This window comes from Microbacterium sp. SD291, assembly GCF_017355365.1.
Taxonomy (GTDB): domain Bacteria; phylum Actinomycetota; class Actinomycetes; order Actinomycetales; family Microbacteriaceae; genus Microbacterium.
Genome location: NZ_JADIJR010000001.1, coordinates 1 through 12,545 on the forward strand (window position 1 = coordinate 1; position 12,545 = coordinate 12,545).

Annotated in this window: 1 protein-coding gene (running past one end of the window); it reads left to right on the forward strand. The window is 70.4% G+C overall.

What is annotated here, in order from left to right; genetic code table 11:
• Window positions 1-111 precede the first annotated feature (111 nt).
• On the forward strand, window positions 112-12,545 hold the start of the coding sequence (locus tag IPV10_RS00005) for a Calx-beta domain-containing protein (RefSeq protein WP_207479049.1). The gene runs 18,709 nt beyond the window's last position; the window shows 12,434 of its 31,143 coding nt (coding positions 1-12,434); its start codon is at window positions 112-114; the stop codon falls past the right edge of the window.

Genomic DNA, 12,545 nt, shown 5'->3' on the forward strand with positions numbered 1-12,545 from the left:
GCGCCTGCGCCATCCGATGACGCTCCTGCGCCGGATGCATCGAGCACGGGAGAGCCGGCGGATTCGTTCGCGACGTCGGCCGACATGGCCGCGTCGGCATGGCACATCACGATGAGCGGCACAGCTTCGACGCTGGTTTTCCACGCAGACGGCACCGTGAGCATCGACGGGATCACGCGGTCACTCGCCGAGATCGCTGAGATCCGCGTGACAGGCACCGGCGGCGACGACACGCTCACGATCGACTTCGGCAGCACCGATCCCGGCATCCCGATCCTCTTCGACGGGGCCGCAGGGTTCGACTCTCTCGCCACCCGAGGTGCGGGCGGGCTCGCGTCCGCCGCCGCGAACGCATCGAGCGGCACTCTGGACTTCGGCGCGACGGTCGTGACGTACGCGAACATCGAGCCGATCATCGACAACACGACCGGCAGCAAGACGCACGTGCTGACGCCGGGCGACAACCAGGCCGAGCTCGTGCAGGACCCGGGCGATGCAACCAGGCTGCTGCTCCGCTCGACCGGCGGCGACGCCTTCGAGCAGATCAGCTTCTTCGCGCCGACCGCTGCCGGCGAGATGCTCCGGATCGAAGGCGGCGACGGCCACGACAGCATCGTCGTGAGCGGCGTCATCGCACTGCTCAACGCGGCATTCGTCATTCTGTTCGAATCGATCACGTTCGCGAACGCGCAGGTCACAGCCGGCTCAGTCACGCTCACCGCCGCGGAGAGCAACACAGATGGCGTGCCGCTCGACGTGGCCGACTGCACGAACTTCGACGACTTCAGCATCCTCGGCTGCATCGATCACGACGCCACGGCGGAGGTGATCATCGACGACAGCACGATCACGACCGCCGGCGACGTGGCGATGACGGCCACCGCGACCGTGATCCCGGATGCCTCGGCTGCGACGGCCTACGCGGTGCTCGTGAACTCGCGCGCGACGGTCGATGTCCGCGGAGCGTCCCATCTCGACGTCGGCGGCGACCTCACAGCGACCGCGACCTCGGTCGTCGGCCCGTTCGACCTGATCAAGCAGTACGGCGACGCAGCCATCGTCTTCTCCGACGCGACCGCGACGATCGGGGAGAGCGCGCTGATCGAGGTCGGCGGCTCGGCCACCGTCAGCGCCGCGTCGACGGTCACCGCGAGCACGACCCCGCAGGTCGACGCATCGAGGCAGCAGGGCTCGACGGCGAACGACTACGACGCCGCTGTCGCGATCATCACGGTGTGGTCGGATGCCGTCAGCAAGGTCACCGGCACCGCGCGCGCCGTGGTCGGGGGAGCACTCGGGATCGCGGCGTCCAACACCGCGACGCTCACCTCCACGGGTGACGCCAGCAACGCCGCGAGCGGCGCCGGTGTCGCGGTCGTCCACCTGCAGCAGAACACCGAGGCGGCGTTCGACAGCACGAATGGCGCGGCCTCCACCGCGGCCTCGCTGGCGATCCTCGCGAATCAGGTCTCGACCGTCACCGCCCGCTCGAAGGCGGGCAAGGGCGGCGCCACGCAGAACAACCAGAGCGCCAACAGCAGCGGACGCGGAAACGGGCAGTCGTCGACCAGCGACGGCGCGATCGACGTCGCCGGCGCCATCTCCGTCGTCGTGATCGACAACGACACGAAGGCGTACGTCAGCGGCGCCGGCTTCACCACGACCGGTGCGCAGTCGATCACCGCGAGCGCGAAGAACACCGTGATCTCGGATGGAGACGGTGGCACGACCGACGGCTCCGGTTCCGGCGGCGGGAGCGGATTCGGTCTCGGCATCGGAGTGGGCATCATCATCGCCGATCTCCTGACCGAGGCTTATCTGCAGGACGCGGCGCTGGACGCCGCAGGCGGCATCGTCGTGACCGCATCCGAGCCGGCATCCGGCGACTCGTCGTACACCGCGACGGGGGTCTCTGGCAAGAACAGCGGCGGATCCGCATCGATCGCCGGTTCGCTGGCGATCGTGAAGAAGGACGCGCGCACCTCGGCGCAGCTCCGCGGCGTCGGGTCCTTCGGGGACAGCGCCGTCACGACGGCGGCGAGGGGAAGCCACAAGAGCACCGCGAAGGCGACAGCCAAGCAGTCCGGCGGCGGCTCGAACGGCACGGCCGTCGGAGCCGGAGCATCCGTCGCTCTCAGCCTCATCCGGAGCACCATCGAGTCCGGCGTCGCACTGGGCGCCGCACCGACCGGTCTCTCCGCGTTCACGGCAACCGCCACCGGACTCGACGACGCGACGACCGAGACGATCGGCGGTGCGGGCGGAGGCAGCACCGCATCACTGACCGGCGTCGCGAGCATCGCGATCCACAACGTGAAGACCGTCGCCGCCATCCTCGGGGGCCCGAGCCTCACCGTCGCCGGCGCCGTGTCCGCCACCGCCGTGCAGACGGCCAAAGCGGTCACCACGGCCACCGGCGCGACGGCGGCGGGTGCAGGATCCACGCTCGGCGCCACGATCGCGTTCGCTCTCACCTCTGCGGACCACGAGGCGGCAGCGACGATCGATCGCGGACTCACGGCGCAGGGAGCGGTCACGATCACGGCGGACAACACGTCGACGACCTCGACGTCGGCCGAGGCGAGCGCGGCCGGCGCACCGGGGGAGTCCGGCGGCAGCGGCAAGGACTCGACCGGCAAGGACGCCAACACGAAGTCGAACGACAAGCTCGGCAATGCCTCCACCCGCACGACCGGCGGCGCAGGTGGCGGATCGACGACCCCGAAGGCGCAGAACGAGGACGGCACGACGGTCAGCGTGGCTGCCGCGCTCGCGTTCAACCTCGTCCGCTCCGCGACGTTCGCGATGCTCTCGGCCGGGCAGGCCCTCGTCACGACGGGAGCCGCGTCCTTCACCGCACGCAGCAATACCGATGCCGCGGCCACTGCCAAGGGCACCGCGACGAACTCGAGTTCCGTCGGGATCGGCGCGGCGATCGCCGTCAACAAGGTGCGCCTGATCAACCAGGCCGGCATCGGGATCGGAGCCTCGGTGCAGGCAGCGAGCCTGACGATCATCGCCACGGTGCGGCAGGTCGGCGCCGACGTCACGCACTCGTTCGAAGCCACAGCCGAGGCCGGCGCCGGCAACACGAGCGGCACGCTCGGAGTCGCAGGAGCCTTCGCACTCAACCTCGTCGAAGAGGACACCACCGCGGCGATCCTCGGCGACCCGACACCCGGCCCGCACCCAGGACCCGGACCGCTCCCCGGCGTCGCGATCATCGGCGGCGGCGCAGTCACCATCACGGCGGGCTCGAAGAGCATCGACAAGGCCTCCGCCAAGGCGACGCAGTCCGGCGGCGCCACAGTCGGCCTCGGGGCCTCGCTCGCGCTGAACCTGCCGACCCACCGCGTCTTCGCCGGGATCTCGGCCGTCATCGACCCGACCCGTGGCCCCCCGCTCACGGGAGCCGGAGCACTCACGCTCACCGCGACCCACGACGTCACGCTCACGACTCAGGCGCAGGCCGGAGGCAAGTCGGGAACCGTCACGATCGTCCCAGCCGTCGCCATCGTCATCGCATCCATCCGCACCAACGCCACGCTCGGCGCAGGGGCCACCGCCCTCACCGCCTCGAGCATCACCGCCTCCGCCACACAGAACGTCGCCGCGATGACGACCGCAACAGGGTCGACCGTCGCAGGCAGCACCGCCGGAATCGGAGTCTCGCTCGCGCTGGCCGTTCTCGACGACATCGTCGCAGAGGCCTCAAGCGCTCGAAGCATCGACACCACCGGCGCCGTCTCCTTCACCGCCCACCAGCGCGTCGACGTCGAGACGAAGGCCGAAGCCGCCACGAAGGGCGCCTCCCCGTCCGAGGGATCCGGCGGCGGCGGCAAGGACGTGAACCAGAAGGCCGACGCGAACCTCGGCAAGGCGAACGAGAGCAAGCAGCAGAACGCCGGCGGCGGCTCCTCGACCAGCTCCACGCCGAAGGCCGCATCGGGCGAGAGCAGCGGCAGCAGCGTATCCATCGCCGGCGCTATCGCGATCAACGTCGTCGCGAGCACGGTGAGGGCGCTCTTCGCCGACGGCATCGCCATCGACGCCGACGGCACCGTGACCCTCGAAGCGCGCGGCGACACGGATGTGTCCGCCGAAGCATCCGGTGACTCCGCGACCGACGGCTCCGTGGGAGTCGGCGCCGGAGTGGCGGTCCAGGTCGTCACGATACTCGTCCGCGCCACGACCGGCGCCTCGACCATCACCGCCACGGGCGTGAGCGTGATCGCCGGGATGCTCGGCGGCGACACCGACGACGTCGTCCGTCGCTGGAACGGCAGCGGCTGGGAGGCCGTGGAGTCCGGCAAGCAGCTCCCAGGTCCGTCCAAGGACGACCTCTCGTTCGTCCGCACAGACGACGGCGGCGGAGACGACGGACTCTACAAGTTCGACGGCTCGGACTGGAACGTCGAGACCGACGTGACCCTCACCGGTACGGTCGCCGCTCTTCCCGGCGGTGCCTCCGACGGCCAGTACTTCCTCCTCACGACGGCCAAGGACGGCCATCCTGCCGGCAGCATCTGGAAGCGCGACGGTGGCGCCTGGATCTTCGTGACGAAGTTCACGGTGAAGGAGAAGTCCGAGCTCCCGAAGGACGAGATCGACAAGGACACCTGGTTCCAGCTCACCGACGCCGATGGCGCGAACGCGGCGGGCTTCTACAAGCGGAACGACCAGCACCGATGGGTGCTCCAGGGGTCTGTCGCCGTCGGCAGTGGCGACCAGCTGCCCGCGGCCCCCGCCTCCGACGCTCTGTTCCGTCTGTTCGAGCACGAGGTCACCGCGACCGCCAGGGCCGGAGCGAGCAAGGCCGACAGCGTCGGCGTGGCCGGAGCGCTCGCGATCAATATCCTCGACAACACCACCGAGGCACTCATCGCCGCCGGAGCCACCGTGACGCTGTCCGCGGCCGCGAGCTCCGTGCGCGCACACAGCAACGAGCGCGACGTCGTGCAGGCGACCAGCCGGGCCGAAGTCGGCTCCGCCACAGGAGTCGGCGCATCCTTCGCCCTCCAGGTGATCGACGGCAGCGACGTGCGCGCTGAAGTGCAGAACGGCGCAGCAGTGACCGGAGGAGCCGGCATCACGATCTCGGCGATCGGTCTCCGCGACTTCAGCACCAAGGCGGAGGGCGGCACCGAGGGCGGCACCGCCGTGACACCCGTCGTGGCACTCGTGGTCAGCGTCGACGACGACGTCACCGCGCGCTTCGGCACCGGCGGCAGCGGCTATCTGGGCACCGGCGCCGTCGTCGTCAGCGCGACGCACACGCTCTGGGTGAAGACCGAGGGCAAGGCGGATGCCGCGGGCAAGAGCACCGCCGTCGGCGTCGACCTCGCGATCAATGTGATCGTCGACTGGGACACGCTCGCCGAGATCGCCCGGAACGTCGAGGGGACCGCGGTGGATGTGCTCGCGATCTCGGAGGCCCGGACCGAGGCCCGTTCTGTGGCGAGCGCGAAGGGCGCCGAGGAATCCGACTCGTCCGGCGACCAGAAGTCCACCGAGCAGGTCAACGGCGCCAGCAACCCCAACACGCAGGGCACGAAGGACTCCACCGCCGGCATGCCGACCTCCAACGGCGGTACGAACGGCTCGAACGGTGCCAATGGGGCGAACGACGCCCAGAGCGGGCAGTCAGGCACCTCCGGCTCGCAGCAGAGCAGCACGACCGCGGTCGGCGCGGCCGTCGCGGTGAACTGGCTGGCAGCCACCTCCACCGCCCGCATCGCGGACGCCGCGGTCGTCACCGCGACGACCGGTGCCGTCACGGTGAGGTCGCAGTTCCTGCTCCGCGCGTACGCGTTCGGCGTCGGGTCCGCGATCGACCTCGACTCGAGCGGCACGAAGGTCGGCGCGACGATCGGCCTGAACGTCCAGGACGTGCACAACACCGCGAGGATCGGTGCAGGCGCCCAGGTCACGGGTCAGACCGGGATCACGGTCGCCGCGATCCTCCCTGGCGGCGCGCGCAACGAGTTCATCGTCTGGTCGTTCGCCGCAGGCGGAGGCAAGAGCACGTCGGTCGCCGGAAGCGCGGCCGTGCAGATCCTGCTGCTGACGACCGAGGCCAGCGTGGGCGCGGGCGCCGATCTCGACGCCCCGGCCGGAGGCATCGCGGTGAACGCGGATCAGTCGATCGGCCTGCAGAACCTGGCGATCTCGGGTGCCCTGTCGACCGACTCCGGCTCGGCGATCGGCGGCGCCTTCCTGGTCAACTTCCTCGAGGTGAGCACACGGGCTTGGATCGACTCGACCGTCGTCGCACCGACGACTGTGGATGCGACCGGCGCGATCGCCGTGACGGCGAACAGCACCCTGGTTCCGCTCGTCCCCGAGGTGCCGGATCCCATCAAGGGCAAGATCGACTGGCTGACGCTCACGAACGTCGCGATCGCGGGAGCGGCGAGCTCGGGCGGCGCAGCCGTCACCGGAGCATTCAGCGTCAACATCCTGAACTTCTCGACACGCGCCTGGATCGGGAACGGGGCCGACATCAATCAGGCAGGCGCCGTGGGCGGCGCCGGCCAAGACGTGACAGTGCGCGCAGAGGACGACCTCGAGGTCGTCGACGTCGGCGGCACGCTCGCGCTGAGCAAGGACTCGGCCGGCGTCGGCATCACGGTCGTCGTCGAGGTCTCGAACTCCGACGTCCGGGCCTGGATCGGCGACAGCTCCTCCGTCCGCGCGGGCGGCTCGGTCGTGGTGGAGGCCGTCTCCTCCGAGGACTGGTTCGTCCTCGCCGTCGCCGGCGCCGCGAGCGCCGGCTCCGTCGCCGCCACTGGATCCGTCCTCGTCCTGGTCTCGAACCAGGGCGGATCGTCGCCGCAGACGCTCGCCGCGATCGGCGACTCGCTCGTGGACGCACTGGACGACATCACCGTGCACGCAGAGAAGACGACGACAGCCGACCTCGCGAGCGGCAACCTCTCGGTGTCCACGAGCGGCGCCGGCGTCGGCGCCTCCGTCGCCGTCGTCGTCCGCGACAACCATGTGACCGCCCGGATCGATGACGGCGCAGACGTCCGGGCACGTGACGACCTCACGGTCGAAGCCGAGCAGACCGGCGACTACCTGCTGCTCGCCGTCGGCGGAGCCGGCGGACAGTCCGCCGGTGTCGGCGGCTCCGTCACCATCACCGTCCTCGACGATACGACGACCGCCGAGATCGGCGACAGCGCCCGCGTCAACTGCGTCGGCGTATCGTGCACGAACGCCGGACCGACGCTCACGCAGGACGTCATCGTGCGTGCATCCGATGAGGTCGACCTGCTCGCCCTCGCCGGCGTCCTCGCGGTCGGCGGCACGGCGGGTGTCGGTGTCGGTGTCGACGTGCAGGCGGTGACGAAGACGACTGCCGCCTCGATCGGAGCGTCGAGCATCGTGCGGGCCAACGGCGACATCGTCGTCGATTCGGCATCGCGCGACGACTTCAAGTCGATCTCGGTCGGCGGGGGCGGTGGTGGCACCGCCGCTGTCAACGTCAACGTCACGGTTCCGGTCATCACGATCACCACGACCGCCACCGTCGGCGCCTCCGCGGACCTCCGCGCCGGGGGCAACGTCATCGTCTCGGCCGATTCGGCCCTCACCCTGTTCTCCATCGCCGGAAACATCTCGGTCGCCGGCACCGCCGCGGTCGGGGCCGGCGTGGCAGTCCCGGTCGTGACCAAGACGACGACCGCGACGATCGGCGCGAACGCCAGAGTCACCGCCCTCGCCCTCGCCGGACACATCTCGCACGCGACCGTCAACGCGGGCAGCTACGCGACCGCCGGGACGGATACCCGCATCGATCCCCGTGGCACTCTCGGCGGCTGGCCGGTGCCGTTCCCCGGCAGCCCGTTCGACGGCAAGGGGCTGCAGGCAGACGGGACGACGATCAACCTCGGATACAACCACGGCTTCAAGTACGGCCAGCAGGTCATCTACGACGCCGGAGGCGGGGCCCCGATCACGGGTCTCACCGACGGCGGCACCTACTTCGTGATCCCGGTCTCGGCGACCGCGATCCAGCTGTGCACCAAGCGCGGCCCTCCGCTCTCGCCGGGTTCCAGCGAGTTCTCCTGCGCGCCCGGCTTCGCGGTCACCGGACTCTCGCTCCCCGTCGGCGTCATCATGGGGGAGAACCACCGGTTCGTCCCGACCACCGAGCCCGGCGTCGCCTCCGATGTCTCGGCCAGGTTCACCGCAGAACGCGCCGTCCACGTCGGCTCCAACCACATCGTGCTCCCGTACGTGCTCTACGAAGACGACGGCACCACCCCGCTCGTCCTGAAGAACGGCGACCCCGTCGTGTACAGCGCCGGCGGAGGCACCCCGATCGGCGGACTCGTCGACGGACAGACCTACTACTTCTTCACGGCGAACCCCGCCGACAGCGTCGACCTCAGCCACGTGCAGCTCGTGCGCACGAAGTGCGAGGCGACAGGCAAGAAGGAAGACTGCAACACCCCGGCTGACATCGCGCGCGGAACCCCCATCGACTTCACGTCGACCGGCAGCGGACGCTCGCACAGCCTCGTGCCCTCGGGCATGCTGCCCGCAGGACCCGGCTCCGAGGTCGGACCGCAGATCATCACCCCGCCCGTGAGAGGCGGCTTCGGCGGCGTCGCGGTCACGGCTTCCAACAGCGACTACCTCGGCTCGATCGGCATCGCGGCCGGCGGCGCCGGTACGGCGGCCGTGAGCCTCTCCGGCTCGATCGCGGTCGTGACCGTGCACACCACGGCGACGATCGGATCCGGCGCCAAGATCAACTGCGCCGATGCCGATATCGCCTGCGCCGCCAACAGCGGCTCGGCGGACGGCAGCCAGTCGGTCCTCGTCTCGGCGGTCAACAGCTTCCGCACCCTCGGCATCGCGGCATCCATCGCGATCGGCGGGTCGGCCGGCGTCGGCGCCTCCGTGGCCGTGCGGGTCGTCGAACTGCACACGAACGCCTCGATCGCGTCCAATGCGGTCGTCAACGCCCGGAACAACATCGAGATCCGAGCGGATGCCCGCACCGCGGTCGTCTCCGTCAACGCCGCCGCCGGCGGCGGCACGGTCGGCGTCGCCGGGACCGTCGGCGTGACCGTGATCAAGGAATTCACGAACGCGTTCACCGGAACCGGGGTGACGCTGCGGGCCGACAACAACTTCGGTGTCTTCGCGAACGGCGCCTCGCAGCTCATCCTCATCACCGCCTCGATCGCCGCAGGCTACGTCGGGGTCGGCGTGGGTGTGGGCGTCGCGGTCATCGAGAAGACCACGCGCGCCTTCCTCGGGCAGAGCAACACCGTCATCGTGAAGGCGCTCGGCGGTGGACTCACCGGCGTCGCGAGCGGCCCGGTCGGCGCGAACGGGTTCCCGACCGCGACGCTCCGCGGGCTCGCGGTGCAGGCGCAGTCGACAGAGAAGCTCTTCGGTCTCGTGGCGGGTGTCGGCGCGGGTTTCGTCGGCGTCACCGCCAACATCGGCGTCAACGTCTTCACGGTCATCACGAGGGCGTACCTCGATCTCGGCACAACGGTCAACAAGGGCGCGGGCACGATCGTCGGCGGTGTCGACGACGCACAGGCCGTCGCGGTCGTGGCGACCGACCTGTTCGACTCGCTCACATTCGCGGGCGGCGTCGCCGGCGGCTTCGTCGGCGCCTCCGGCGGCATCGACATCGGCGTCGCCTCGATCACGGTGAACGCCTACCTCGCGACCGGGACGGACGTCTGGGCGAAGGGCGATGTGCGGGTGAACGCCCTCGCGATCAAGCACGTGCAGTCCTATGCCGTCTCGATCGGCGGCGGCTTCGTCGGCGTCGCCGGCGCCGTGTCGGTCTGGTCGATCGGCACCGCACCCACAGCCTCGTATTCGAACGATGCCAACGGCCCGCACCGCGGCGCGTGGTCGAACACCGTGTCGTACACGACGGGCGACGTCGTCACCTTCGGCGGCAGCACCTGGGTCGCGAAGGGCAACAGCCTGGGCGTGCAGCCCGGCACCGATGCCGCCAAGTGGCAGCAGGATGCCCCGAAGACCGCGACGGACGGCGAGGGCACGAGCGGACAGCACCAGGCCGACCAGGTCGCGTCCGGCAACGGCAGCGACGCGCCGGCTCCCGCCTGGAGCAATGCGACCGCGTACTCGAAGGGCGACTACGTCACCTTCGACGGAACCCGGTATCAGGCCACCGCCGACATCCTCGCCGGGGCGGCGAACCCGGAGAGCAACAGCGACTGGTATGCCGTCAAGGACGGATGGAAGTCGGCTCTCGACGGCGCCCCGAGCGACGGGACGGCCGCCTTCGTCCTCGGCGCGGCATACGCCGCCGGCGACTACGTCAGCTTCGGCGGTCACAGGTACCGCGCGAAGGTCGCCATCGCCAACGCGAACATCGCCCCGAACATCGACACCACACGCTGGGCGAACGCCGACAGCGACTACCGGTTCCGGGTGTTCGGAGGAGCTGCGGCATCCGACACCAGTGTCAGCGGCTCTTACTCCGAGTCCAGCCCGACATCCGACCAGTTCACCCAGCCGGCCCCGCCCTCCGGCGTCTCCGCAGGCATCTACGGCACCGTGCGCTCGATGCTCGCCGATGTTGAGGTCGTGGCCCGTGAGGTGCTCGACGTGTTCGTCCTCGCCGGCGCCGTCGCCGGCGGTGCGGGGGCGATCGGCGCCGGCATCGCGATCATGACCATCGCAGGCAACGTCGACGCGGGGATCTTCGGCGGCGCGGTGGTCTCGGCGGGCGGCGCGGTGCGCGTGACCGCCGAGCTCGATGAGGACGTCACGATCATCGCCGTGACCGGCGCGGTCGGAGCGGTCGCCATCGCCGGACAGATCCTGGTGCTCACAGACTCCTCGGCCACGAAGGCGCACATCGATGCGACCGCGGCGGTCACGAAGGCCGCCGGCGGCATTGCAGTCAGCGCCGACTCCGACAAGACCGTCGCCGGATACGCGGTCGGCATCACGATCGCCCTCGGCGCGATCGGCGCGGCGATCTCGGTCATCGACATCAGCGGCGACACCCAGGCGCTGATCGGCCAGGGCGGCACGGTGGCGATCGGAGCGGGCGGGGCGATCGGCGGCATCCAGGTCACCGCGACCGACCACTTCGACCCGACGTCCTGGGCTGTCGGCGTCGTCGCCGGCGCCGGCATCGCGCTCGGCGGCATCGTCTCGGTCATCGAGTACTCGGGCACGACCCGCGCGGCCTCGTTCACCACGGGCGGCGTCGTCGTCTCCGGCGGCGTCCAGGTCATCGCGACCGGCGACCGCAAGAAGATCTCCGGCAGCACCTTCAACGTCACGGTCGGCGCGTTCTCGTTCGGCTTCACGGTCGTGATCGCGACCAGCGATCGCGACACGGAGGCGGAGCTCGGCGGCTCGGTGAACACCTCGGGCGCCGTCGTCGTCAAGGCCGACGCGACCAACGTCGTGCGGGCGTACGCCCCCGGTATCGTCGGCGGCGTGGCTGGCGTGGCCGCGATGATCCCGATCGCGACCGTCTCCGGGCACACCACGGCGACGGTCAGCGGCACCATCGCCGGATCCTCCAGCGCCACGGTGCACGCCCTCGCCGAGAACCGCGCGGAAGCCGAGGTCATCATCGCCGGGATCTCGGCCGCCTTCGCCCTCAGCGTCGCGTACGCCAGGGCCGTCGTCGCCGACACCGCCGACGTCGTCGCCCACGTGACCGCGGCCGGCTCGATCGCCTCCTCCGGTGCGGTCGCCGTGACGGCAGGCCTCAAGGGCGCGAACCTCAGGAACGAAGCACTCTCGATCGGCCGGATCGTGTCGATTGCGGCAGGAGCCTCGATCAGCCTCTTCTTCACCGAGGCGTACATCGGCGGGGCGGTGCAGGCGATCCTCGACGGCGACGTGACGGGTTCCACGTCCGTCGCGGTGAGCGCCGTCGGCAAGAACCTCGCCAAGGCGGACGGCATCGTGGTGGCGGCATCCGCTGCCGTCGGCATCGCCGCGAGCGTGCTCTCCGCCGTCATCGGCAGCGGCGCCGACGTCGAGGCGCTCTCCCGCGACGGGAACGACGACCAGATCATCTCCAGCAGCGGCGCCATCTCGTTCACCGCATCGAGCGGCAACGAGGCGCGCGTGACGACCGGCATCGGCGCCGGCGGCGGGCTGTTCGGCGTCGCCGTCTCGGTGCCGTCGGCGACAGTCGCGGGCGGCACGACAGCCTCGGTCGAGGGCGACCTGACCGCGGGCTCCGCCGGGGTGACTGTGTCTTCGACGAGCGCGAACCGCGCAGTCAGCGAGGTCGTGATCGTGACCATCGGCGGCATCGGCTCCGCCGCCGTGAACGTGGCCGACGCACGGGTCACCGCCGCGGCAGTCACGTATGCGCTCGTGCTCGCGAACTCCCAGGTGAGTGCGCCGGCGGGCGCGGTGCTGGTGAGTGCGACCTCGATGAACAGGGCCACCGCCTCGACGACCGCCGTCGGCGCCGGCATCGGCGTCAGCCTCAGCGTGCAGAAGAGCATCGCGTACGCCGACGGGCCCACGAAGGCATCCTTCGACGGCGACATCCCGAGCAC